Origin of the sequence: Neotamlana laminarinivorans, assembly GCF_020523925.1 — a bacterium.
GTDB lineage: Bacteria > Bacteroidota > Bacteroidia > Flavobacteriales > Flavobacteriaceae > Neotamlana > Neotamlana laminarinivorans.
On the sequence record NZ_JAJAPW010000003.1, the window covers coordinates 349,126 to 375,562 of the forward strand.

The 26,437-nt window shown below is 35.3% G+C and carries 15 protein-coding genes; 13 read left to right on the forward strand and 2 right to left on the reverse strand.

Going from position 1 to position 26,437, the window contains the following annotated elements; genetic code table 11:
- The 13 genes from LG649_RS08245 (at window position 1) to LG649_RS08305 (ending at window position 24,643) form a co-directional block, all read left to right on the forward strand.
- Entirely contained in the window at window positions 1-2,811 is a 2,811-nt protein-coding gene (locus LG649_RS08245) for a heparinase II/III domain-containing protein (RefSeq protein ID WP_226543189.1), read from the forward strand.
- Between the two features lie 25 nt (window positions 2,812-2,836).
- Entirely contained in the window at window positions 2,837-4,798 is a 1,962-nt protein-coding gene (locus LG649_RS08250) for a glycoside hydrolase family 97 protein (protein ID WP_226543191.1), read from the forward strand.
- Between the two features lie 15 nt (window positions 4,799-4,813).
- A complete protein-coding gene (locus LG649_RS08255) occupies window positions 4,814-6,481 on the forward strand; it encodes a sulfatase family protein (protein ID WP_226543194.1) in 1,668 nt (555 codons plus the stop codon).
- Window positions 6,482-6,496: 15 nt separating this feature from the next.
- Window positions 6,497-9,148, forward strand: a complete 2,652-nt coding sequence (locus LG649_RS08260; protein WP_226543196.1) for a hypothetical protein — start codon at window positions 6,497-6,499, stop codon at window positions 9,146-9,148.
- Window positions 9,149-9,157: 9 nt separating this feature from the next.
- A complete protein-coding gene (locus tag LG649_RS08265) occupies window positions 9,158-11,518 on the forward strand; it encodes a PDZ domain-containing protein (RefSeq protein WP_226543197.1) in 2,361 nt (786 codons plus the stop codon).
- 6 nt (window positions 11,519-11,524) lie between these two features.
- Window positions 11,525-12,892: an alpha-L-fucosidase gene (locus LG649_RS08270; RefSeq protein ID WP_226543199.1), complete on the forward strand. Its 1,368-nt coding sequence runs from the start codon at window positions 11,525-11,527 to the stop codon at window positions 12,890-12,892.
- Between the two features lie 88 nt (window positions 12,893-12,980).
- Window positions 12,981-13,907, forward strand: coding sequence for an SGNH/GDSL hydrolase family protein (locus tag LG649_RS08275; RefSeq protein WP_226543201.1), 927 nt, complete (start codon window positions 12,981-12,983; stop codon window positions 13,905-13,907).
- Window positions 13,908-14,126: 219 nt separating this feature from the next.
- Entirely contained in the window at window positions 14,127-14,996 is an 870-nt protein-coding gene (locus LG649_RS08280; protein ID WP_226543203.1) for an alpha/beta hydrolase, read from the forward strand.
- Between the two features lie 176 nt (window positions 14,997-15,172).
- On the forward strand, window positions 15,173-16,528 hold the full coding sequence (locus LG649_RS08285) for a sulfatase (RefSeq protein ID WP_226543205.1): 1,356 nt from the start codon (window positions 15,173-15,175) through the stop codon (window positions 16,526-16,528).
- 17 nt (window positions 16,529-16,545) lie between these two features.
- Entirely contained in the window at window positions 16,546-19,281 is a 2,736-nt protein-coding gene (locus LG649_RS08290; RefSeq protein ID WP_226543206.1) for a hypothetical protein, read from the forward strand.
- 8 nt (window positions 19,282-19,289) lie between these two features.
- Window positions 19,290-20,207, forward strand: a complete 918-nt coding sequence (locus tag LG649_RS08295; RefSeq protein WP_226543208.1) for a prolyl oligopeptidase family serine peptidase — start codon at window positions 19,290-19,292, stop codon at window positions 20,205-20,207.
- Between the two features lie 157 nt (window positions 20,208-20,364).
- The gene (locus LG649_RS08300) at window positions 20,365-22,866 is read left to right on the forward strand and encodes a glycoside hydrolase family 95 protein (protein WP_226543210.1); all 2,502 of its coding nucleotides are present in this window, start codon (window positions 20,365-20,367) and stop codon (window positions 22,864-22,866) included.
- Between the two features lie 124 nt (window positions 22,867-22,990).
- Window positions 22,991-24,643 carry a hypothetical protein gene (locus tag LG649_RS08305; RefSeq protein ID WP_226543212.1) on the forward strand — a complete coding sequence of 551 codons (1,653 nt, stop codon included), beginning with the start codon at window positions 22,991-22,993 and terminating at the stop codon, window positions 24,641-24,643.
- Between the two features lie 9 nt (window positions 24,644-24,652).
- On the opposite strand, the gene LG649_RS08310 is transcribed toward LG649_RS08305, so the two are convergent.
- Window positions 24,653-25,300: an O-methyltransferase gene (locus tag LG649_RS08310; protein ID WP_226543214.1), complete on the reverse strand. Its 648-nt coding sequence runs from the start codon at window positions 25,298-25,300 to the stop codon at window positions 24,653-24,655.
- Window positions 25,300-26,385, reverse strand: a complete 1,086-nt coding sequence (locus LG649_RS08315) for an amidohydrolase family protein (protein ID WP_226543216.1) — start codon at window positions 26,383-26,385, stop codon at window positions 25,300-25,302. The genes LG649_RS08310 and LG649_RS08315 overlap by 1 nt, the downstream gene beginning before the upstream one ends.
- Window positions 26,386-26,437 lie beyond the last annotated feature (52 nt).

A 26,437-nucleotide genomic window follows, 5' to 3' on the forward strand; every position in this document is an offset into this window, starting at 1 on the left:
ATGATTAAAAAAGTTGCCATATTAATTTTCGTATTTACTGTCTTTTTTATTGAAGATGCAACGGCTCAATTTATTTTTCCAGATGAAATTAGCAGAGCGCATCCACGTTTAATTTCGTCAGGAGTTAATCGCGATGCTATTTTAAAAGCTATAGACACTTCACAGGCAATTAAAACCTCTTTTGAAGCTATTAAAAATGATGTTTCAAAATACGTAAATCAGTTTAAAACAGATAAAGATTGGTTGTCGTCTCGTCTGCAAATGTATTGGAAAAGTCATGCTACAAACGTATTTGTAAAAGGCACAATATTTCATCATACTTCGGGAAAAGCTCCAGTGCCAACCGTTCGGTTTACAGGGCAACGCGATTATGTTACAGATTATAAAACGCCAAAAATTGAAGATGTAAAACCGTATTTTGAAGATAAACGCGGCCTATTTCTTCAAAATAAAAACACAGATAAATGGGAATGGGTAAGCCCTGAAAAAACAGGACGTGTTATAGAAAATACCAACGAAAATATTATGAAAATCGCTCGTAATGCGGCATTAGTTTATTTTGTTGAAGGAGATGAAGCCTATGCAAAATTAGCGCAACATGTTTTCGATGTGTATATGCAAGGTTTGTATTATAGAAATGAACCTGTTGATTTAGAACACGGCAATGTGCAAAACATAATTGGCTTAACTTCTTTTCAAGTGATTAAAGAAAATATTGTTGATGAGTTAGCCGAAACTTATGATTTTATTTATGATTACATACAAGAAAATCATAAAAGTAGAAACGATATTTACACAGCATCGTTAAAAAAACTTGCCGAAATTATTATTAAAAATGGCGTACCAGATAATAACTGGAATTTACACCAAGCCAATAAAGTAATTGAAATTGCTTTGGTTTTAGATAATAACGAGGCTTATAAAGATGGAAAAGGTTGTCAATATTATTTAAATCGTGTATTTAACGAATCGGAAGCGCGCCAATGGTCGGTCAACGATGTTTTAAATTATGGCTACGATCAAAACAATGGTGTTTGGAACGAAAGTGCCGGTTATGCTTTAAGCGTTGCCGAAGGTTTTACACATTTAGCCGGTATTATTGAGGAAGCTTTAGGTGTCGATATTATGCCAAATATGGCGGTAATTCCAAAGGCAGTAAAAGTAATGCCACAATATTTATATCCTAATAAAAGTATTGTTGCTTTTGGCGATTCGCATTATGGCGAATTAAAAAGTCAGCCTTTTTTAGATGTGATAAGTAACGCCCAAAAATTCAACAAAAAAACAGAAGAAGCTACTTTTACTAGCATGCTTTTTATGCTGAAGGATAAACAGGAACTACTCACTAAAAAAGCACCAAAAAACGCCTTTAATGCTTTTGTTTACAACACAAACGTAACATTAAATAAAACCATTGAAGCTGCCGATTTAAAAGATTATGCAACGGCGTCGTTTTACGCGCCAAATGTAAGTTGGTTGGCTATGCGAAATGGCATGGATAAGTACAACGGATTAATGATTTCGCAAGCGGCATCTTTAGGAAACCATGCGCATTCTAACGGAATCGCCATGGAATTGTATGGTAAAGGCTATATTTTGGCTCCCGAAGGTGGTCGTGGCTCAAGTTATTTTAGAAATGATTATCGTCAATATTATTCGCAATTTCCTGCGCACAACACCGTTTCGGTAAACGGGAAATCGCAATACAATAAAATGCGTAGTTATTATGCTTTCGAAGTGAATACTATGTATCCGGCTTCCGAAAGAAAATCAGGTTATTACCCAAATATTTATTTCTCCGATTTATACTTTAACGAGCCAAGTACCAACGCCGACCAAAATAGAGTAATGAGTATTGTAAGAACAGGTGAAACATCGGGTTATTACATCGATATTTTTAGGTCGAAAACTAAAGCGGGCACTGCAAAATATCACGATTACTTCTATCATAATTTAGGGCAAGAGTTGAGTTTTTCAACCTTAAATAATCAAACGATTTCTCTTAAACCATCTTCAAAATTAAATTCCAAATCAGGAAATATTAAAGCTTACGATTTTTTATTTGATGAAATGTCAACAACCATAGAAACACCATTTAAGGCCATCTATAATTTATCTATTAATAATGAGCAAGTTCAAATGAATATGTGGATGAATGCTGATGAAAATAGAGCGCTTTTTAAAGTTAAGTCGCCACATTCTGAAGCTTTTCGTAAAATACTTCCAAAAGCAATTGAAGAAGCGCCACTGCTTACAACCGTAGTTCGACAATATGGTGAAGCCTGGAATAACCCTTTTGTAGCGGTTTACGAGCCTTCAACCAATAAAGAATCTGCCACAATAAAAGCTGTGGAAACCTTTAAAATAGATTCAAAACCTAGTTTTATTGGTGTAAAAATAGAAAGCAAAACAAACCGGGTAGATTATGTGTTTTCTTCCACTACTCAAGAAGTTTGTCAGCATCAATCTATTGATTTTACAGGAACGTTTGGTGTGTTAACTCAAGAAGGTAATGCAACGACATTGTTTATTGGCGCTGGTAAAAAAATAAGTTTTAACGGCTATACCATTGAAATTCTTGGTAAAAAATCGAGTTCGGCCACATTGGTTACGGGCGAGCAGTTTAAATTAACAAACAATGATGCTATTTTACTAACTGTTCCAGACACTTTTAAAAAAGGTGCCATGGTTTTAAATATTGGATTTAAACAATTAAACGGAAGCAGAAAAACAATAGATGGAAAGAAAGTGGTTCAATTTAAAGTGCCACCTACAAATTATCAAAATATATCAATTAAACTAAAAGCTTAAACTAATGAATTTTATTTCAAAAAAAATGGCGATAGTCATTTGTGTGTTGTCAATTTTTAGTAGTTGCAAAACACAGGAAACTATAGAGTTATTATCACCAGATGTATCAAAAAAAATGGTGTTTTTAAATGGTGAAAATAAAAATGACATTACCTTTTCGGTGTTTTATGGTAACCAACAAGTGGTTGAAACTTCGGTATTGGAGTTAGTTGCAGATGCGCTTGATTTTAAAGGTGAAGTTGTAGTTGAAAACATTGAGAAAACATCAGTTAACACCTCTTGGGATTCCAACTTTTCAGAATTAAGCAGTATTCCAGATCATTACAATCAAATAAAAATTTCTTTAAAACAAGGCGAAGCAAAATTAAATATTATTGCCAGAGCGTATAACGAAGGTGTTGCGTTTGCTTACGAAATTCCGAAGCAGAATAATGTAGAAGACATAAAATTAAGTGAAAATATCAATTATAATTTTACGGAAGATTACGCGGTATGGTCTACCCCAAAACGCGAAAAAGGGAAATTAACAGCACAAGGCGAATACAAAAAAATACCGTTAAGTCAATTACAAGAAGGTTGCGAAAGACCATTGTTAATTGAAGTTGCCGATAGTATAAAAATTGCCCTAGCCGAAGCTAGATTGGTAGATTATGCACGCTTGAGTTATAGCAAAGGTACAGCCTCGAAATTTAGCATTCAATCGTCTTTAGATGGAAAAATACAAGACTCCAAACAAGACCTTGTTACAGGAGCAATTATTTCAGAACGAAATGATAAGGGCTTCAAAATTCATCAAAAATTACCAATTATGTCGCCTTGGCGCGTAGTAATGATGGGGAATAGTTATGCCGATTTATTAGAGAAAAATTACATCATTCAAAATTTAAATCCACCATCTGCAATCGATGATTCTTGGGTAGAACCTGGTAAAGTTTTGCGTGAAACGACGCTAACAACCCAAGGCGGTTTTGCGGCTATTGATTTTGTGGCAAGCCATAACATGCAATATGTGCATTTTGATGCTGGTTGGTATGGAAACGAAATGGATAACAAATCAGATGCGACAACCGTAACGTTAGACCCAAAGCGTTCCAAAGGTCCTTTTGATATTGAAGCCATTTGTAAATATGCTAAAGAAAAAGGTGTAAAAGTAATGTTATATATAAACCGTAGAGCTTTAGAAGGAAAGGTTGATGAGGTTTTTCCTGTGCTTAAAAAATGGGGTGTTTCTGGTGTAAAATATGGTTTTGTTCGTGTGGGCGATGAGAACGCCACAGCTTGGATGCACGAAGCGGTTAAAAAAGCAGCAAAGTACAAGTTGGTTATAGATATTCATGATGAATATCGCCCGACAGGGTTTTCAAGAACCTATCCAAATTTATTAACGCAAGAAGGTATTCGAGGCGATGAAGAAACCGTACCAAACGAACATACATTAATTACCATGTTTACAAGAATGTTGGCTGGTGCTGCCGATAATACCGTGTGTTATTACAACAAGCGCGTAGATAAAATGGGCTCGCATGCCTCGCAAATGGCAAAAACAGTATGTATATTTAGTCCGTTACAATTTTTATACTGGTACGATAAAGCACCTGCAGCACCTGTAAAAGACGACGGACTTTGGGGTGATACTAAAACCATTGGTAATGAGCCAGAATTGGAGTTTTTTAACAATGTGCCAACCACTTGGGACGAAACTAAAGTAATGCAAGCCGAAATTGGCGAAATAGGTGTTATTGCCAGAAGAAAAGGAAACGATTGGTTTGTGGGTTGTATAAACGGATCAAAAGCACAACAAGTTGCGTTAGATTTTTCATTTTTAGAGTCTAACCAAAATTACAATGCCAAGTTATATACAGATGACGAAACGGTAAACACAAGAACCAAAGTAAAAATTACAGAATCAGAATTAACCAATCAATCAAAATTAAATTTATCGGTTAAAGCCAATAATGGTTTTGTAATGCATATCAAAAAACAATAATCAAACTAAAATACAATGAAACTAATATTAAAATGTGTTACTGTACTGCTTTGTTTTGTGGTAATAGCTTGTAAAAACAAAGAAACCAAACAAGAACCCGTTGTAAAAAAAGAACTTCCGGCTAAGCGACCAAACATCATTTTTATGATGTCTGACGATCATGCGTATCAAGCCATTAGTGCGTATAGAAATCATTTAATCGAAACGCCAAATATAGACCGCATTGCAAAAGAAGGTATTAAGTTTACTAACGCCTGTGTGTCTAACTCTATTTGTGCACCATCAAGAGCAACTATTTTAACTGGTAAACACTGCCACATTCATGGTAAAGTAGATAATGTTTTTCCTTTTGATGAATCGCAAACTACCTTTCCGCAACTTATGCAGCAAGCGGGTTATAAAACCGCTATGTTTGGTAAATTACACTTTGGAAACAACCCAAAAGGCGTTGATGAATTTAAAATTTTACCAGGACAAGGCCGCTATTACAATCCTATTTTTAATACAAATGATGGACAAATTACGGTTGAAGGTTATGTAACCGATATTATTATGGACATGACTTTGGAGTGGTTAGAAGAAAATAAAGAAGACGACCAACCATTTATGCTATTCTCTATGCAAAAAGCACCGCACAGAGAGTGGTTGCCTGCACCGCGTCATTTTAAAGAATATACCAAGAAAACCTTTGTAGAGCCAGAAACGTTATTCGATGATTATGAAGGTAGAGGAAGTGCTGCTAAAACTGCCGAAATGAATTTATTAAAACATATGAATTGGGCCGGAGATGCTAAAATTTACCCAGAACTTATGAAAGAACTCGGTTTAAAAGACGAGTCTGGTTGGGATTTAGAAGCCTTTGAGCGTGAAGTTGGAGCCATGAACGAAACACAACGTGCCGTTTGGGATTCTACTTACGGACCGGTGATGGTAGATTTTAAAGCTAAATATCCAGAAATGGACGATAAAGATTTAATGAAATGGCGTTACCAACGTTACATGCAAGATTATTTAGGTTGTATTGCTTCGGTTGATGAAAACGTTGGGCGTTTACTAGATTATTTAGAGGATTCTGGTCTGGATGAAAATACCATGATTATTTATACGTCCGATCAAGGGTTTTATCTTGGTGAACACGGTTGGTTCGATAAGCGTTTCGTGTACGATGAATCGTTTAAAACACCATTATTAATTAAATGGCCTAATGTTATCGAGCCAGGAATTACAAACACCGAAATGGTTCAAAATTTAGATTTTGCACAAACCATTTTAGAAGCTGCTAAAATTGAAGCGCCAAGCGACATGCAAGGCGAAAGTTTAATACCGTTGCTTTTAGGGGATCAAGAAGAATGGACTAGAGACGCAGTATACTATCATTATTATGAGTATCCTGGAATACACATGGTGAAAAGGCATTATGCTATTATTACTCAAGAATATAAGTTAGCACACTTTTATTATGATGTTGATGAGTGGGAATTGTACGATCGTAAAAAAGACCCACAAGAAATGAAAAACGTTATTGACGATCCTGCCTATGCCGATGTGGTTGTGAAATTAAAAGAACAATTAAAAGAGATGCGTGCGCATTATGGTGATAGCTCGGAGTTAGACCAAGAAATTCTAAGAAAGTATTTAGAAGCTAAAGACAACCCAGATATTGAAACCGTGCCGTTGCACTAAAACGCAATTTTATTTATGAAATTTAAAAACATTGTAGTTGTTATTTTAACCTGTTGTTTAAATGTGGTTGTTGCCCAAAAAGCAGAACACCCAAGAATTTATACAAAGGCAAGCGAGCGCACTAATATTATTAATAAAATTGAAACTGAAGCTTGGGCAAAAGCCTCATGGGAAGCTTTGTTGCATGATATCGATGTGCATGTAAATAGGCATATTACCAACCCCGAATGGATGGTGTCTCGTTTAGCCATGTATTGGAAAGAAGGCGAGCGCTACACGCAATGTTATATTAAAAATCAAGATTGGGATTATGGAGAGGGTAATGCGCCACTTCCAACGGTTCGCTTACCCGGAATGCGTCGCTGGAATGATTTTGTAAATGTGCCTTTAGAAGACAGAATACCTTACAACGAAACGGGTGACATGCTAGGAATTAGCCGTTCTAGTGCCGATAAAACACCAGTTTTGGTACCTTATAAGGAAACCGGACACATGATTCGCCAGAATAATTCTGAAATTTTAAAACTAGCCGAAAAATCAGCTTTTGCTTATTTCATAACTCAGAAAGAAAAGTATGCTAAATTTTCGGCCGATATTTTCTGGACTTGGATGCTCGGTACCTATTACATGCAACCACCTTTAGATCCTGAAAAATCTAGTAAAGGCCCTGGCGGTTATGCACCTGGAGGTATTTTAGGCTACTACGATTATGAAGTTATTCACGACGATCGTCAAGATTTTGCAGCGGCCATTTACGATTTCTTATACAATTACTTAAATGAAAATCCGCATAAACATTTAGCAACCATTAATAAATCGGTTACCGATGTGTCTAGCGAAGTGTTTAAACGCTTCATTGAAATTGGTTTAGTTCGCGGTGGCAAAAAAGGGAATTGGAATGTAAATCGCTACCGCCACATTATGAACAGTATTTTGGTTTTAGAGCCAAATGAATTTTACGACGATAAAAAAGGACGCGACTATTACATTCCGTTTTACACCGAAAAATCGGGCGATCATTACGCCGGTTTACCCGAAATTGTGGCAAATTACAATACCATTACAGGGCTTTGGCCAGAATCGCCAGGATATGCCTCTGGCATGATTCCTTTTGTGTTAGAAATGGGATTAAAACTGTATAATTCAGGAGTAAATACTTTGGCCGGAAACCCCATAATAGAAAAAGCTGCTTTAGCCAATTTAGGTTGGTTGGATGCCCGCGGTAATTTGGTGGTTTTTGGCGACATGCGCGGTGGTCCAGCAAATATGTCGGCCTTCGAATCTTTATTAACATACGCTACTTGGGAAGGCCATGCAGAAACCGCAAAAAGTATGGCTACCGTAATTCGAAAAAACATCGCTTCAGGTCAATATAAACGCGAAAATTCGGGGTGGCAAGGCATTATTTTTAATCAACCCTTACCGGAGTCTGGCAGCGATTTGCCGTTTCATAAAGCGGCCTATTCGCCGTTTCACAGACATATCATTATGAAAAATGGTAACGATGAAGCCAACGGATTAATGTTTACGCTCTACGGCGGAAAAAGTAAGTCGCATTTGGCCGAAAACGGATTAGCAATGCAGTTTTACAGCCAGGGTTGGGTCATGTCTCCAGATGCTTCGGCTTACGAGTCGTATTGGTCTAAAGATGCCGGTTATCATCGTGGAATTACAGGTACAAACACCATTGTTCCTGGTTATAAGGAAGGCAACATTACAATAAATGCCATGGAACCAGCGGTGAATACAGCTCAAAGTTTTTACAACACTACGTCTGCATCAGATAGGGTGTCGTTTGCTGATGTTTCAGCCGAAGAAAAACGCCGATTAGTAGCCATGATTCGTACTTCGGAAACTACAGGTTATTATGTTGATGTTTTCAGATCAAATCAAAACAATAACGATTATATTCATCATAATTTAGGGCATTCAGTGTCATTAAAAAACACATCAAATACAACCTTAAAATTGAATAATGTAAATGATTTAGGAACGGAATACGATAAAAATTATAGCTTCTTCAAAAATCAGAAAAAAATAAAATTTAACGAAGATTTTAATGCCATTTGGGATGTAGATGATTTAACGGTAAATATGTGGATGATGGGACAAAATAACCGCGAGCTTTATACGGTTACAGCGCCTCCAACCACGTTAAGAAGTGATGTTACACCAAACCAGATTAATAAAAGTCCAGAAAATACGCCAACGTTAATTGTGAGACAAAACGGTATAAATGGCGCAGAACATCCTTTTGTATCGGTTTTTGAAACTTTTAAAACGGATGAAAAATCCATTAAAAATATTTCAAAAATTGAAGCCAACGAAAGTTTTGTAGGTATAGCAGTTGAAGGCGAACAAAGCATTCAAATTGTTTTAAGTGCTAACGAACAAAAATTATTTAAACCCTTAAAAGGGATTGCTTTTGAAGGTGTTTTTGGAGTCGTTTCAGAAAAAAACAATGGTTTTGAATATTTATATTTAGGAAAAGGCAAATTGCTTCAATACGGAAACTTTAAAATTGAAGCCCTTGATGAAGCTGTTTCTGCCGAATTACGATTTAAAGAGGGGCGTTATTTTTATTCATCAGATAAACCTATTTCAATCAAAATAAATAAAGGAATGGCAAAAACCTATCCAGCAGGATACAATATTGAAATTAAATAATAAAGTATAATGAAACTAAAAGTTAGCATATTAATTCTAGTAACCTTCATTTTTTCGTGTAATATGAAAGGTGAAACTATTCAGCTTTATGTGTCGCCGCAAGGTGTTGAAGCAAATTCTGGTACAAAAGCCGAACCTTTTGCTACGGTAGCTCAAGCTATTGCTAAAGCCACTGTAATTAGAGCAGATCAAGCCAATGCCGAAATAATTATTAATTTATTGCCTGGAGATTATTACATGTCTGAAGCAATTCAAATTCCAGCAACTTTAAGCGGAATAACAATTACAGGAACAAGTGCCGATGAGGTGGCCATAAAAGGTTCTAAATTATTAGCTCCAAAATGGGAAAAATATAACGACAATATTTATGTAACTACGGTTGATGCTGGTTTAAACTTCGATCAGCTCGTTGTAAATGGTGAAGCCCAAATTTTAGCACGCTATCCTAATTACGATGAAAACGGACATTATTGGCAAGGTTATGCTGCCGATGCCATTTCGAAGGAACGATTAGTAACATGGAACAACCCTGAAGGTGTCTATTTTCATGCCTTACACAAAGGACGTTGGGGCGGATTTCATTATGTAATTACCGGAGTGGATAAAGACGGAAATGCCATTTTAGAAGGCGGGCACCAAAATAATCGTGGTAACCGATATCATGATGAATATCAAATGGTTGAAAATGTGTTTGAAGAGCTAGATAGCCCAGGCGAATGGTTTTTTAACAAAGCAACAAACCAATTGTATTACTGGCCTGCAAATAATGTGAATGTAAACAATGATGCTTTTGAAGTTTCAGTTTTAAAAGATTTAATTCAAGTTGAAGGCACACTAGAAAATCCAGTTGAAAACGTAACAATTAGCAACATTACTTTCGAAAATACCACAAGAACATTCATGGAAGAGTTCGAACCTTTGTTACGAAGCGATTGGACTATTTATCGTGGTGCAGTACTGTTTTTTGAAGGTACAGAAGGCTGTAAAGTGGAAAATAGCGTGTTTACCAATTTAGGTGGCAATGTTATTATGGCGAGTAAATACAATAAAAATTTGGTGGTTGAAGGCAATCATATTGTAAATTGTGGTGGTAGTGCAGTGTCGTTTATTGGAGATCCTTCGGCGGTACGTTCGCCATCTTTTAATTATAGGCAATTTGTAGATTTAAAAAACATGGACACGGTTCGCGGACCAAAAAATAAATTGTATCCACAAGAATGTTTGGTGGTTAATAATTTAATTCACCGCATTGGTAGAATTGAAAAACAAACGGCCGGTGTACAAATTTCTATGGCCATGGATATTACTGTGAGACACAATAGTATTTACGATGTGCCCAGAGCTGGAATTAATATTGGCGATGGTACTTGGGGTGGCCACATTCTGGAGTTTAACGATGTGTTTAATACGGTTTTAGAAACCAGCGATCATGGATCGTTTAACTCTTGGGGTCGCGATCGTTTTTGGCATCCTAAGCGCGGTAAAATGAATGAAATAACAACCGAAATACCTGATATGTATTTGTGGGACGCGGTTAAAACTACAATAATTAGAAATAACCGTTTTCGTTGCGATCATGGTTGGGATATCGATTTAGACGATGGCTCATCAAACTACCATATATACAATAATTTGATGTTGAATAGCGGACTTAAATTACGTGAAGGCTTTGGTCGTGTGGCAGAAAATAACATAATGGTTAATAATTCGTTGCATCCGCATGTGTGGTTTGCTAATAGCGAAGATGTTTTTAAATACAATATTGTTGGCGATACTTATCAAGATGTTGGTTTACTGGGTTGGGGGAAAGATTTAGATTATAATTTATTTCCAACGGAAGCCGCCATGTTAAAACCTCAAATTTACGATCGCGACAAGCACAGTGCTTTTGGAGATCCAAAGTTTAAAGATCCTGAACATTTAGATTTTTCAGTTGCTGAAGATTCGCCAGCTTTACAGTTAGGATTTAAAAACTTTCCTATGGATAAATTTGGTGTACAAAAACCAGAGTTAAAACAGTTAGCAAAAACACCAGAAGTTCCAGAAATAAAAGACCCAAGTAAAAGTAAAACAAGTCCGGTGGTGGCATGGTTACGTAACCAATTAAAAAACGTAGAATCGGAGCAAGAACAATCTGCTTACGGGCTAAATACAGCCGAAGGAGTTATTGTGCTTCGTATCTGGAAACCAAGTCCGGCAGTACAAAATAACGGTATTAAAAAAGGCGATGTTATTATTGAGACTGATGGAAAGCCGGTTAAAACCATTACAGATTTCTTTAAAATATCTTCAGAAAATAAAACAAATAAAATGAATTTGGTTATTATGCGTAACCAAACCGAACAAGAAATAACAATTAACACTAAATAAAGGAATATGAAAACAATAAAAAATATAGCAATATTTGCTTTGGTAGCTGTAATGAGTGCCAATTTAGGGTTTGCGCAAAGTTCAAGCACTAAAAAATTATCAGATGACGAGCGTATGCAATGGTGGCGCGACTCTAAATTCGGAATGTTTATTCACTGGGGAGCATACTCTATTATAGGTGGTGAACGCGGATCTAAAATTGCTGGTGGTGGCGCAGAATGGGCCATGGATAAGTTAGATTATACGGTTGAAGAGTACGAAAAATTCCCAGCAATGTTTAACCCAGTTATGTTCGATGCCGATGCATGGGTGAAAATGGCTAAAGATGCCGGCATGAAGTACATTGTAATTACTAGTAAACACCACGAAGGGTTTTGTTTATGGGATTCTAAAGTAACCGATTATGATATTATGGATACTTCACCATTTAAGCGCGATATTATTAAAGAATTAGCCGAAGCTTGTAAAAAACAAGGTATTAAATTTTGTTTTTATTACTCTATTGTCGATTGGCATCATCCGCATGCACAAGGTAATTTATATCCAAATTATAACATTGCGCAACACGACGACCCGTCGGTGGTTAATCCAAAATTCCCAAAGTATTTTAAAAATTATATGAAGCCTCAGGTTAAAGAATTATTAACCAATTATGGCGATGTTGGTGTGGTGTGGTTTGATGGCGATTGGATTTCAGATTATACCACAGAAATGGGTAAAGAGCTTTACGATTTTATTCGTGATATTCAACCAAATACCATTGTAAATAACCGTGTAGATAAAGGAAGAACGGGAATGGATGGTATGAATAATAAACCAGGTAAATTTGCCGGAGATTTTGGTACGCCAGAACAAGAAATTCCAGATACAGGAATCGATTCAGATTGGGAAGCATGTATGACCATGAACGGTACTTGGGGGTACAAACCAGATGACAATAAATGGAAAAGTAGTGAAGATTTAATTCAGAAATTAGTAGATATCGTATCAAAAGGCGGAAACTTTTTATTAAATATTGGTCCTGATGGTTACGGTAGGTTCCCAGCGCAAAGTATTCGTCGTTTAAATGCCATGGGACAATGGACAAAAGCTAACGGTGAAGCTATTTATGGCGCAAAGGCAAGTCCTTACGAAAAACCAAAATGGGGGCGTTATACAACAAAAGATGGCGTTTTATATGCGCATGTATTTAACTGGCCAAAAGATGGTGTTTTAAAATTACATAAGGATGTAAAAGTGAAAAAAGCAACACTTTTAACTAATCCAGATGCGGAATTAACGACTTTAGCAACATCAAGAGAAGTTTTAGTTGATGTGCCTATGTTGGCTCCAGATAGTATAGTTTCTGTAGTTAAAATTGAGTTAGCAAATTAATTGCTTGTTTTTTCAAAATTTTAGACAAACACCTTCTTGGTGTTTGTCTTTTTTTTATATTATTTGAATGTATAAATAACTTTATAAAATGAAAAAATATAAAAAGGTAAGTGTATTTATTACAGCGATATTGTTTGTAAGTTTAGTGTTTGCACAAGATGATGCCTATTTTGATCCCGAATGGGGGAAATACACTTCAGAAAATGGGTTTTTATACGCTCACGTATCGAAATGGCCAGCAAGTAATAAGTTGGTTATAGATAGAAAAATAAGACCACGCCAAGCCTCATTTCTTTCAGAACCTTCAACTAAAATTAAAATAAAGCTTGTTAATGACGAATTAACCCTTTTCCTACCAGATAAAAAAGCAGATTCAATTATAAAAATTCAACTTATGCCAAATGAAGATTGGGCCAATTTAAAAAAATACAGAAATGCAAATAAAGCCTTATTAAAAGACCCGATAAAAGAAAATACGGTGGTTTTTATGGGTAATTCTATAACCGAAAAATGGGTTCAGTTTCACCCAGAATTTTTTCAGGAAAATAATTTTGTTGGCCGTGGTATAAGTGGACAAACTACATCGCAAATGCTATTAAGGTTTAAGCAAGACGTTATTAACTTAAAACCAAAGGCTGTTGTAATACATGCAGGAACCAACGATATTGCCGGTAATAAAGGTCCTATAAGTATTGAGCAAATTGCCGATAATATTTTTTCTATGGCAGAATTGGCTAAAGCTTATAACATAAAAGTTGTTTTAGCATCAGTTTTACCAGCAAGTAGTTATTCATGGAGTCCATCTATTAAACCTGTAGAAAAAATAAATAATTTAAACCGTTTAATTCAAGCTTATGCCAAAGCGAATGATATGTTGTATTTAGATTATTATTCTAAAATGGTAAATAAAAATAAAGGGTTAATAGAAGCTTATGGTAGAGATACTGTACATCCAAATTTAGCTGGATATCATGTTATGGAACCCTTGGTTTTAAACGCAATAAAAAAAATATAGAAGTTGAAAATTATTGTATAATAAGAAATCGTTCTAAATTGAAAAAAACACAGAACGATTTTTTGTTTTAATAGGGCAATCGAATAAAAGAATGTAGGTTTTTAAGAATGAAGAAATCTTGTGATGCTTTATAAAATTTAAAAATAAGTTTTATCCGCTTTATAAAACAAAATCATATCAATAATATTTATATTGCAAATTCCTTTAAATTAATTCAAAATGAGTTTTAAAAACATTTACTTTTTAATGTTGAGCTTCTTGATGATAACTGTTTCTATGCAATCACAAGAATATCAACCAACAAAAAAAATATTATACAAAGTTGTAGATAGCGATAGTCTTTATTTACATGTTTTTGAGCCGGAAACAATCCAAAAGCCAACCGCAGCTATAGTATTTTTCTTTGGTGGTGGTTGGACAGGAGGAAATCCTAAACAGTTTTATCAACAAAGCAAATATTTAGCATCAAGAGGTATGCTGGCTATATCGGCAGAATATCGCGTAAAAAATGTACACGGCACCACACCATTTGATGCGGTTGAAGATGCAAAATCAGCCATTCGTAAAGTGCGTGAATTTGCTCCTTTCTTAGAAATAGATCCTAATAAAGTTGTAGCAGCTGGTGGTTCTGCAGGAGGGCATTTAGCGATTTGCACTGCGTTAATTGAAGAGCTAGATAATCCAGATGAAAATCTTAAAATAAGCTCTATTCCAAATGCTGTTATTGGTTATAATCCGGTTTTTGATACTACAGAAAATGGCTATGGAGCTAAAAAAGTTGCAGGAAGAGAAACCGAAATTTCACCGTGCCATCAAGTAAAAGAAAATTTACCTCCAATGCTGTTATTTCATGGTAAAGCAGATAAAACCGTACCTTTTGAAAATGCAAAACGGTTTAATAAACTAATGCAGAAAGCTAAAAATGATTCCAAATTATTTGCTTATAAAGATCAAGGCCATGGTTTTTTTAATGGTAGTTTTTTTAGGAAAAAAAGTGATGACACTTTCTTCAACGAAACTATGTATCAAACAGATTTATTTTTAATAAAGTTGGGGTATTTGAGCAGTGAGCCAACTATAGCTAATTAACCATACTTTTTAATAAATAATTTAAAAGCTTCACTGTTATTAACAGTGAAGCTTTTTGTTTTACAAAAATGAATAACATTACTTCTTGGGTAATAATTTATCTAACAAGAAGCATGATTTATACCAAAGTTTAGTCTTAACATGTATTATTGTCTAGACAAAATTTATTTAAAATAATGAAAATTAAGAATGCAATTAACTATTTGATGGTTTTAATTTTTGTAGGATTCATTTTCTCTTGTAAAACTTCTGGAAAAACAACTCCGCCAAACATCATTTTAATTATGGCCGACGATTTGGGTTACGGCGAATTATCCTGCTACGGTAGTCCAAAGGTTAAAACACCTAATCTAGATAAATTAGCATCACAAGGTGTTAAGTTTTTAGATTTTCATGCTAACGGACCCGTTTGTAGCCCAACAAGAGCTGCGTTAATGACAGGGAAATACCAGCAACGAACCGGTGTTGAAGGCGTTATTACAGCGGTCGATCATCGAGAAGTTGGGTTGAGTTTAAACGAGCTTACCATGGCAGAAGCTATGAAAAACCAAGGATACACAACGGCAATGTATGGAAAATGGCATTTAGGTTATGCCGAACCTTATAATCCAATTTATCAAGGTTTCGATGATTTTAGAGGATTTGTTAGCGGAAACATCGATTATCATTCGCATATCGATCAAGCGGGTTATCTCGATTGGTGGGTTAATAATAAAGTTGAAGACGAGCCAGGTTACACCACAGATTTAATTACAAAATATGCTTCAAAATTTATAAAAGAAAATAGCTCTAAAAAAACAAGGAAACCTTTCTTTTTATATTTAGCGCAAGAAGCGCCACATTATCCTATTCAAGGTAGAAATGATAAACCTTTGCGAAAAGAAGGAAGTGGTAAATTTATTAGAAAAGTGCCTAAAGATAGCGTGCCAGTTATTTACACAGAAATGATTGAGCTTATGGACAAAGGTATTGGCGATATCATGAAAACCCTTGATGCAGAAGGATTAAGTGAAAATACTATTGTCGTATTTTGTTCAGATAATGGGCCTGCTGGAAAACGTGGCGACAGTGGTGGCTTAAGAGCTGCAAAAACATCCATTTACGAAGGCGGACATCGCGTACCTGCAATTGTTCGTTATCCTAAAAAAATAAAAGCTGGTTCTGTAAGTAATGAAACTGTTTTAACTATGGATTTACTCCCAACTTTCATAGATTTTTCAGAAGGGAAATCTAATATCGAAAACTTTGATGGCATTAGCATTAAGAATCATTTAGTAAATGAAGAAAATTTACCAAATCGAGACGTCTTTTGGAGTTTTAAAGGGCATTCTGCTATAAGAAATAGTGAGTGGAAATTATTAGAAATTCTAAGTAAAGAGAGCATAGTTTATGAACTCTATAATCTTGAAACCGATTTATCTGAAACCAAGAATCTTGCCGCCGAAAATCCAGATAAAGTAGAGGCTTTAAAAAAACGATTAAACCTTTGGAAAACCAATGTGAGGCAAGGAGTTAATCCAGTTGCAGAATAATAAAATTGATAAAATAAATGAAATTATATAGCATTATAGCTTGCATGTTTTTAGCTGTTTTAAGCTTTTTTGCACAGCAAAAAGACATTCCATTACCTACAGATTTAGTACAAGGTTACCCAAGAATGTATATCTCGCAATCGGAAAAAAAGGGATTACAAAAAACAATAAAAAAAGAAGCATGGGCAAGCGATGTGCTCAAAGGCATTCATAATAAAATTGATGCTTATGTAAAACGTCATGAAACCAATCCGGAATGGATGCCATCTAGGTTAATGATGTACTGGAAAACTAAAGCAGCAAATGTTTACGTTAACGGTATTTATTATTCGCATGCCGATGGCAATGCGCCTGTGCCAACTGTTCGGTTTACAGGTTCGCGCGACCACACTACAAATTATGCCATGCCAAGTTTAGAAGATATTTTGCCTTACATGGACGACGAGCGTGGGCTATATTTACGCAATAAAACCAAGCCTGGTAAGCCTTTAGAATGGGTAGAGCAATCTAAAACCGGAGGAATTATACATAGGCATAATCAAAAAATTATGGGATATGCTCGCGATGCTGCTTTTTTATCTTGGTTAGAAAACGATGAGAAATTTGCAAAATTCGCTTTCGATATTTTCGATACTTATATGTTGGGAATGTATCATCGAAATGCGCCTAAAGATTTATTAAACGGCCATATTCAAACGTTGGTTGGCATGGAGTGTTTTCAAGTAATACATGAGCATACTTTAATTTACGCTTCAGAAGTTTACGATTTTCTGCATCAATACATAGAAAAAAATCATCCTGAAAAAATTGAAATTTATGATGCTACCATTAAAAAATGGAACGACCAAATTATAAAAAACGGTGTACCACAAAATAACTGGAATTTGCATCAAGCAAAAATTATTTTAAAAGCCGCTATGGTGTTACAGGATAATAATAATTATGAAGATGAAAAAGGACGTGAATATTACATCAATTATATTTTAAACGAAACCTCTGCGCGACAATGGTCGTTAACCAAGTTTATGGATTATGGTTACGATTACAACAACGGTGTTTGGGCCGAATGTCCAGGCTATTCCTTTGGTGTAACTAAAGATTTAACGCATTTTATAAACGATTTCGACAATACGTTTAATCATAATTTATTGCCATACATGCCGGTTATGGAAAAAGCGGTTAAAGTTTTGCCGCAATATGTATTTCCAAACGGGCAAACCATTGCTTTTGGCGATAGTAATTATACCGATTTAAAAACGGAAGCGATAAGCGATATGATTCGTACAGCGCAAAAAAACGGAGATAAAGATTTAGAAAAAGAATTCACCGAAATGTACCGTTTGTTCGCTAAACACGATGAGGTAAAAAAAGTATCAAAACCCAAATCAGACATCAGTTCGTTTTTTGCTAGTAAACCAGTGGTTTTAAATCCTAAATTTAAAACAGGAAATGTGTCTGATTATATGACGCAAACCTTTTACGCGCCAAATGTGAGTTGGCATGTACAACGAAATGGTACGGGTAAACATGGCATGATGGTTTCGCTGAATGCTTCGTTAGGAAACCACATGCACGCCAATGGTATTAATATGGAATTGTACGGAAAAGGTTTCGTGCAAGGTGCCGATCCTGGCAAAGGTGCAGGTTATTTACAACCCATTTATTTAGAATATTATTCGCAGTTTCCGGCACATAATACGGTTATGGTCGATGGCGTTTCATCGTACACCGAAATGTTAAGTTATCACGCTTTCGATTTAATAGGAGAATATCCAAAATCTGAGCAGAAAGCAGGCTATTTTAGCGATATTTCTTATTCCAATGTTTATTTTTTAGAGCCTGAAACGCGAAGCGACCAAACTCGATTGGTTAGTATTGTAAAAACAGGTGAAGAAACCGGTTATTATATTGATGTTTTTAGGTCGAAAAAACAACGCGAAGGCGATAAATTTCATGATTACTACTATCATAATTTAGGGCAAACCATGCAAGTAATGAATGCTAAAGGCGATAATTTGAAGCTTGAGTCGACAGACGAAATGGGATTTGCTGGAGGCCATTTATATGCCTTAGATTATATGTGGGACAAAAAATCTGCAAAAGTTAACGAGGATTACCAAGCACAATGGCAAATAGATATGCCAGAAGGCGAAGATGATGTGTTTATGAATTTATGGATGAAAGGTTACGAAGGTCGCGAGGTGTTTTCAATAAAGTCGCCGCCAAATAAGGCCTTTAAAGGAAATCACGGTTTGCCATACGATGTTAGCAATCAGCCTTATTTAACATTTACCGCCAGACAACACGGTGCTGCATGGGAAACACCATTTGTGTCGGTTTTCGAACCGTTTACAGCATCGCAAGGAAAAAGTATAAAAGCTATTTCTAGTTTTAATGATGAGCATGGAAATACCGAGTTTGTAGGATTTAATATTAGTCATAAATCGGGTCGCGAAGATTTGGTTTTTTCTTCTGAAAATCATAAAAAAAATAAATATAAATCTATTGAAACCGATGCAACCTATACCTTAGTTGCTAACGAAACAAATGGCGATTGGGTAGTTTTTGTTGGTAATGGTAAAGCAGTTAAAGCTAAAGATTATTCAATTTTTGCCCAACAAACAGGAAATGTAGTTTTAAAATTTACAGAAGGTAAGCTGTGGTTACATAACGAAATTCCGGTTAAAATAAAATTCAAAAATAAGACCGTAAATTTTGAAGCAGGAGATTTAAGACCTATTCAAATTCAATAAAAAGCATAATGAAGTTTAATATCATTTTAATTATAATTTTCAGTTTTTCGTTAACTACTTACGCGCAAAAACCAGACGAGCAAGACATTTTAAATACATTTCCAAACAAAGAGGTTGTAGCCTATAAAACAGTTGATGGAAAAACGTTAAAAATGACCATTTTTTACCCAGAAAACGATAAGTTACAAAAGAAAAACCCTTGGATGCTACATGTTCACGGTGGTGGTTGGGCAGGAGGAAGCCAATACAACATATTAAAAAAGGCCTTTTTAGGAACATTTCGTGGTTTGCTCGATAATGGCGTAGTTTGTGCAACCATAGAATACCGATTAGCAAAAGGAAAAACTACTGCTTACGATGCGGTTGTCGACGCCAAAGATGCCGCCCGTTTTTTAATAAAACATGCAAAGCAATATAAATTAAGCAAAAAACATTACGGTGTTTGGGGCGGTTCTGCTGGCGGGCATTTAAGTTTGCTTACAGCTTTAGGGCATGATTCCGAATTTTTAGGCGATACAGAATTGCAAGGAATTAAACCAAAATTTAAGTGTATAGCGTCTTATTTTCCGTTTACCTCTTGCGTAAATCCAGAAATTAGACCAGGTTCTATTTTCGAAGATGGTAAATTATTTGTTCGCCTTTTAGGTGCACCAATTGAAGAAAAACCAGAATTAGCGAAATTGTTAAGTCCAACAGAATATTTAAGTAAAAAAACACCACCAATTTTACTATTACATGGCGATCAAGACGATGTGCTGCCAATAAAAAACTCAACCTACATGCTTGAAGTTGCTGAGCAAAAACAAGCCAATGTAGAGCTGCTTACTATAAAAGGAGCAGCCCATAGCTTTCATGGTAAAAACATTTCGCCATCTATTGACGAATTAAACAATTACGCTACAGAATTTATTTTGTCTCACTTATAATTTGCTCGTTAGTCTGTATTTATAAAATTGATTAATGAAATATTTTGAACCTGTTTTCCATAATTTAAAAATATATTGGGATTTAATTCGAAGGTTTAATGGGTTTTCTTGCTGCCCAAAAACAAGTAAGATATAATTTAACTAAACTTAATAGAGCATGCAAAGCGCTTTTAAAATACTGATTGTTTTTTCGGTAATGATTACAACAACCAGCTATTCACAATCTAAAAATTTAAAACTTTGGTACGATGCTCCAGCTGCTAACTGGAACGAAGCCCTGCCAATCGGGAATGGCCGCTTAGGCGCCATGGTTTTTGGTGATCCGGTAAACGAAAATATTCAGTTAAACGAGTTAACACTTTGGGCTGGAGGACCGCATAGAAACGATAATCCAGATGCGAAAGATGCGTTAAAAGACGTTCAAAGCTTGCTGTTTCAAGAAAAGTACGACGAGGCACATCGATTGGCAAACGACAAATTATTGTCGAAAACCTCTCACGGTATGCCTTACGAAACCGTAGGGAATTTACGTCTTAATTTTAAAAACCAAGACAATTACACCAACTATTACCGCGAATTAAATATTGAAAACGCCGTTAATAAAACCACTTATACGGCTAATGGTGTAGATTATTCCAGAGAAATTTTCACCTCGTTTACCGATAATGTTATTCTTATTAAACTAACAGCAAACAAAAAGAAAAGCATCAGTTTTACGGCTTCAATGGATAGGCCAGAACCTGCGAAAGTTGAACATTTTACAGAAAACAACAATGTTTTGGTAATGACAGGTTTTGGAAGTGACAATAAAAACAAACGTTTGCCAAAAGAAACAGAAGCTATAAAAGGCGAAGTAGAATTCGATTCTCGCATTAAAATAGTTACTAAAGGCGGCCGTGTCGAGGCTAAAAACAACACGCTTCAAGTTTCAAAAGCTAATAGCGTACTTATTTATTTGTCTATTGCAACCAATTTTATTAACTATCAAGATGTAAGCGGCAATGCACATAAAAAGGCTTCAAATTATATCGCTTTCGCGGAAAAGAAATCGTATAAAAATTTGCTAGAATCACACACAAATTTCTATCAAGAATACTTCAATCGTGTGTCTTTAAATTTAGGTACATCTGAAGCTTCCAAACTTCCAACCGATGTTAGGATAAAAGAATTTAAAGACGGATTCGATCCAGAATTGGCAGCCTTATATTTTCAATATGGAAGATATTTGTTAATTTCTTCGTCGCAACCAGGAGGGCAGCCTGCAAACCTTCAAGGGTTATGGAATAAAGATTTAACACCACCTTGGAAAAGTGCCTACACGGTAAATATTAATACCGAAATGAATTATTGGCCAGCCGAAGTCACCAATTTAACCGAAATGCATGAGCCATTAATAGAAATGGTAAAAGATTTATCGGTAGCCGGACAAGAAACAGCAAAAGTAATGTACGGTGCCGAAGGTTGGGTAACACACCACAACACCGATTTATGGCGTATTTGTGCCCCTGTAGATGGTGCTACTTGGGGCATGTGGCCAACCGGAGGTGTTTGGTTAACACAACATGCCTGGGAAAAATTTATGTTTAATGGCGATCTAGAATATTTAAAATCGGTTTATTCAGCCATGAAAGGCGCTTCACAATTTTGTTTAAGTATTTTAATACCAGAACCAACAAATGGTTGGTTAATTGTTACGCCTTCAATTTCGCCAGAACATGGTCCAAAAGGGCGAACAACTAGAGTTAATATTGAAGCGGGAACCACTATGGATAATCAATTGGTGTTCGATATGCTTACTAAAACCATTTTAGCAGCGCAGTTATTAAATGTTGATGCCGAATTAATAAAAGAAATGGAAGCAGCTTTAGCGAAATTACCACCAATGCAAGTTGGTAAATACAACCAATTACAAGAGTGGTTAAAAGATTTAGACGATCCTGAAGATAAACATCGCCATGTCTCGCATTTGTATGGTTTATATCCTTCAAATCAAATTTCGCCTTATAGAAATCCAGAATTATTTAAAGCGGCCGAAAATACCTTAATTCAGAGAGGCGACCCATCAACAGGTTGGTCTATGAACTGGAAAATTAATCTTTGGGCACGTTTATTAGATGGTAATCATGCGTATAAGCTTATGGGCGATCAAATAAAACTAGTAGGCAGACCAGGTTCTCCAAAAGGGGGTGGTACTTATGCTAATATGTTAGATGCGCATCCGCCATTTCAAATTGATGGAAATTTTGGTTTTACTTCAGGTTTAACTGAAATGTTAGTGCAGAGTCATGATGGGGCAGTGCATTTAATTCCAGCATTACCAGATGTTTGGAAATCAGGAAGTGTTAAAGGATTAAAAGCTAGAGGTGGTTTTGAGGTTTCGGAACTAATTTGGGAAAATGGAAAAGTTGTAAAAGTTGTTCTTACTTCTAAATTAGGAGGAAATCTACGTATACGAACCTATAATGAGTTAAAAACGAGTAACGGAAAAGATTTAAACTTAGCGGTTGGTAAAAATTTAAACACGTTTTATGCAGTTCCTGAAATCAAAGATCCAATAATTTCAAAAAATATCAATTCAGAACCATTAAATTTAAAAAAGCACTTTGTCTATGATATTAAAACTAAGCCAGGTGACCAAATTATGTTAATAAAAAGTTAATATTTTTTAGAAAGAAAAAACTTACTGTTGGTAGTCGAAGCCCATTAGTTATTGGTCGAAATTTAATTATCTAAATAGTCAATTAATATAAGTTTGTTCATTCATGATAAAAGTATTTGTTTTTATGACAGAAATAAATGTTAAAAAAAGAGCATTAATTTTATTAATTGTTACTTTTTTTGTTTTTGTACTTCGTTTATGTGCTCAAACTGCAGAACCTCTTATTTTAGATATGGTTCACCATAATCCAGGTGAGGCTCCTTACAATTCAGTATATAATAACCCTGAGGTTATTAAAGAAATGGGATATAATGGAAAGGTCTACTTTTTGTTCGAATCTCCTGCTTTAGCTATTAATTGGGAGTCGGTAGATAAAGATATTTTACCAAAAGGAAGCGAAGATAGAGCTTGGGTTGATGCGAAAGCGGCTCAAGTAAAAAAAATGCATGAAGCTTGTGTGGCAGCCAATATGAAAATATATGCCATGTCCGATTTGGTATTATTTCCTAAGCGTTTAATTGAGAAATATAAGATTGAAGATACTTTTGGAGACCCTAACAACCCATTAACCGAAAAATTAATTAGAGCTCAAATTAATGAAATGTTCGATCAGTTTCCAGATTTAACAGGTTTAGTAGTTAGAATTGGAGAAACGTATTTGCACGATGCGCCTTATCATTTAGGTTCTATTCAAAATAAAAAGAGTCCAGAAAAAACAATTATTCCTCTTATAAATATTTTAAGAGAAGAGATTTGCGTAAAACGCGACAAAGAACTGGTTTTTAGAACTTGGGGCGCCTTTGATGTAAATTTAGACGATTACATGAAGGTAAGTAATGCTGTAGAACCACATAAAAATTTAGTAATTAGTGTTAAGCATTGCGAAGGCGATTTCCATCGAGCCAATGCTTTTAGTAAAGTAATAGGGCAGGGGCGTCATAAACAAATTATTGAAGTTCAGGCAGCTCGTGAATACGAAGGTAAAGGTGCTTATCCTAATTACATTTCAAATGGTGTAATAAATGGTTTTGAAGAACACGCTCGTATGCCAGAAGAACGTATTAATAGCCTTAAAGAATTTGTAGAAACAAAGCCAGAATTATATGCAGGTATTTGGACTTGGACACGTGGTGGCGGATGGAACGGACCCTATATTAAAAATGAATTATGGTGCGATTTAAATGCTTGGGTAATGGCACAATGGGGAAAAGATGTGACTCAAACCGAGGAAGAAGTGTTTAACAGATATGCAACAGAGCGTTTAAAATTAAAGCAAGACGATGTAGCTAAATTTAGAAGATTATGTTTGCTATCTGCAGAAGCTGTAGTTCGAGGAAGAAATAGTACATACAGAGACATGAACCCATGGTGGACTCGCGATCAAGGAATGGCATTTCCCCCCGTGCCTAATGAGGATTATAAACAAAAACGTAATTTAGCTCAAAAAGATGAAGCAGTTGCTAAATGGAAAACCATTGTAAAGTTAGCAAAGGTTATAGATTGGGGTAGTGCAGATGCCAAAGATCATGCTGTTGGTTCTGCAGAATATGGTTTACGATTGTATGAAATTTACAGAGCCTTAGTTTATATGGCAGATGCCAATAAAAAAGGAGATGAGAAAACCGTGCAAAAGTGGATAAAAAAATATGATGAAGCTTGGGCCAACTATAATAAGTTACCGGAAGAATTTAAAAACGTAGCCACATTATACACTCAAGATTTTGAAAGGCATATTGCTAATAATGCCGATAAAAAAGTAAATACATTAAGAAAGTAGGCTTTTAGCCTACTTTTTTTTTCGACTTATAGTTAAACCATCTCGAATGGGTAAAACTACAGTTTCTACTCGAGTATCGGTTTTTAAAAGCTTGTTATAAGCAATAAGGGCAGGAGTAGAAACATCATCTTTTTTAAAAGTTGTATCTAAAATTTTACCACTCCATAATACATTATCCGATAAAATAATGCCTCCTGTATTTAGTTTATCAATTATAATATCAAAATATTTGGGGTAGTTTACTTTATCTGCATCAATAAAAACTAGATCAAAAGTTTTATCGAGTTTAGGAATAATATCTAAAGCGCTTCCTAAATGTTGATGAATTTGAGATGCATAATCAGATTTATCGAAATACTTTCTTTGAAAATCAACTAATTCCTCATTAACATCAATAGTATGTAGTTCGCCTTCATCTTGCATTCCTTCAGCTAAACAAAGGGCAGAATAACCAGTGTAAGTACCAATTTCTAAAATGTTTTTAGGATTAACCAGTTTAGAAATCATGCTTAATAAACGTCCTTGGTAATGCCCACTAAGCATTCTGGGTTGTAAAATTTTCTGGTAAGTTTCTCTAGTAAGTTGTTGTAGTAGTTCGGGTTCGTCTTCGGTATGTTTTACAACATAATCATCTAATTCTTCTGGTATAAAATGCATTAACTTAAAATTCTGTTTACTAGTTCATTTTTTGCTTTTTCGTCATCACCATAAAGCCATTGTAGTACATTATCTTCCCAAATGGCATCACGTTCTGTTTCGTTTATAATTTCGCGTTCTATGGCCAAATCTAAAATTTTACCTGGGTATGATGATTGTTTGTCACTTTCCATTTCACCTAACGGGTAAGGATCGTCTAACCCCATTAAAACCTGTTTGGCGCCTTGATTTTTTACTAAAAGTTGAAAAGAGCCTGTATCATGAACCAAAGTATCAAAAAATATATTTTTATGGCCAACAGCCTTTCTTGGGTGATGTTTACCTTCAAATAAATCAGGTCTGCCATCAAAACCTTGAATACGTCTTCCTAAATTAATTTGAGCCAATTGCCCACCATGAGCAAAACAAGTTCGCATATTTGGGTATTTATCTTGCAAGCCATTTAAGGTGAAAAAATGGTAAGCATCGGCGCATTGCGCAAGCATCCAAATTAGGTGAAAACGCCATGAGGTGTTTTGAAGTTTTATAAATTTTTCGCCGTCATATGGGTGAATTTCAACGGCTAATCCATATTTGTCGGCAAGTTCAAAAATACGTGCGTTTTCTTCATCAAAAATACTACGCCAAGTACCAATGGTGTCCATGTAATGTGTTGGTAAACATAAAAGACGCATGTTTAACTCTTCAACACAACGTTCAATTTCCCAGCAAGCACCACGAACATAACCAGGATGCACTACAAAACCACAAGTAAATTTATTAGGATGTTCGGCTTGTATTCGGGCGTTAAAATCGTTTTGAAAACGTAAAGCTTGTTTCATTTCTTCTAAACGTAAACCATTACCATATAGTTGCGATAAATTTAAAACAACCGCATGATCTATTTTGTTACGCTCCATCCAAGCGAGTTTTTCATGTAAAAAGAAACTAGAGTCTGTAATTGGGCGATTCCAATCTTTTTGAAGCATAAATTTTCGGTCTTTATCAACCCAAAAAATACCTTTGTCTCGCATAAAATCTGGAATTTCTTCCGGATAAGGTAATAAATGCGAATGCCCGTTTATTCTAAGTTTACGTTTGCTCATGGTAAATATTATTGAGATGCTCTAGTTATAATTATCTGTTTTAAATTGATTG

Excerpts from the sequence above, each read along its gene's own strand:
- LG649_RS08245 (WP_226543189.1), top strand. The coding sequence starts at position 1 with ATGATTAAAAAAGTTGCCATATTAATTTTCGTATTTACTGTCTTTTTT.
- LG649_RS08250 (WP_226543191.1), top strand. The coding sequence starts at position 2,837 with ATGGCGATAGTCATTTGTGTGTTGTCAATTTTTAGTAGTTGCAAAACA.
- LG649_RS08255 (WP_226543194.1), top strand. The coding sequence starts at position 4,814 with ATGAAACTAATATTAAAATGTGTTACTGTACTGCTTTGTTTTGTGGTA.
- LG649_RS08260 (WP_226543196.1), top strand. The coding sequence starts at position 6,497 with ATGAAATTTAAAAACATTGTAGTTGTTATTTTAACCTGTTGTTTAAAT.
- LG649_RS08265 (WP_226543197.1), top strand. The coding sequence starts at position 9,158 with ATGAAACTAAAAGTTAGCATATTAATTCTAGTAACCTTCATTTTTTCG.
- LG649_RS08270 (WP_226543199.1), top strand. The coding sequence starts at position 11,525 with ATGAAAACAATAAAAAATATAGCAATATTTGCTTTGGTAGCTGTAATG.
- LG649_RS08275 (WP_226543201.1), top strand. The coding sequence starts at position 12,981 with ATGAAAAAATATAAAAAGGTAAGTGTATTTATTACAGCGATATTGTTT.
- LG649_RS08280 (WP_226543203.1), top strand. The coding sequence starts at position 14,127 with ATGAGTTTTAAAAACATTTACTTTTTAATGTTGAGCTTCTTGATGATA.
- LG649_RS08285 (WP_226543205.1), top strand. The coding sequence starts at position 15,173 with ATGAAAATTAAGAATGCAATTAACTATTTGATGGTTTTAATTTTTGTA.
- LG649_RS08290 (WP_226543206.1), top strand. The coding sequence starts at position 16,546 with ATGAAATTATATAGCATTATAGCTTGCATGTTTTTAGCTGTTTTAAGC.
- LG649_RS08295 (WP_226543208.1), top strand. The coding sequence starts at position 19,290 with ATGAAGTTTAATATCATTTTAATTATAATTTTCAGTTTTTCGTTAACT.
- LG649_RS08300 (WP_226543210.1), top strand. The coding sequence starts at position 20,365 with ATGCAAAGCGCTTTTAAAATACTGATTGTTTTTTCGGTAATGATTACA.
- LG649_RS08305 (WP_226543212.1), top strand. The coding sequence starts at position 22,991 with ATGACAGAAATAAATGTTAAAAAAAGAGCATTAATTTTATTAATTGTT.
- LG649_RS08310 (WP_226543214.1), bottom strand. The coding sequence starts at position 25,300 with ATGCATTTTATACCAGAAGAATTAGATGATTATGTTGTAAAACATACC.
- LG649_RS08315 (WP_226543216.1), bottom strand. The coding sequence starts at position 26,385 with ATGAGCAAACGTAAACTTAGAATAAACGGGCATTCGCATTTATTACCT.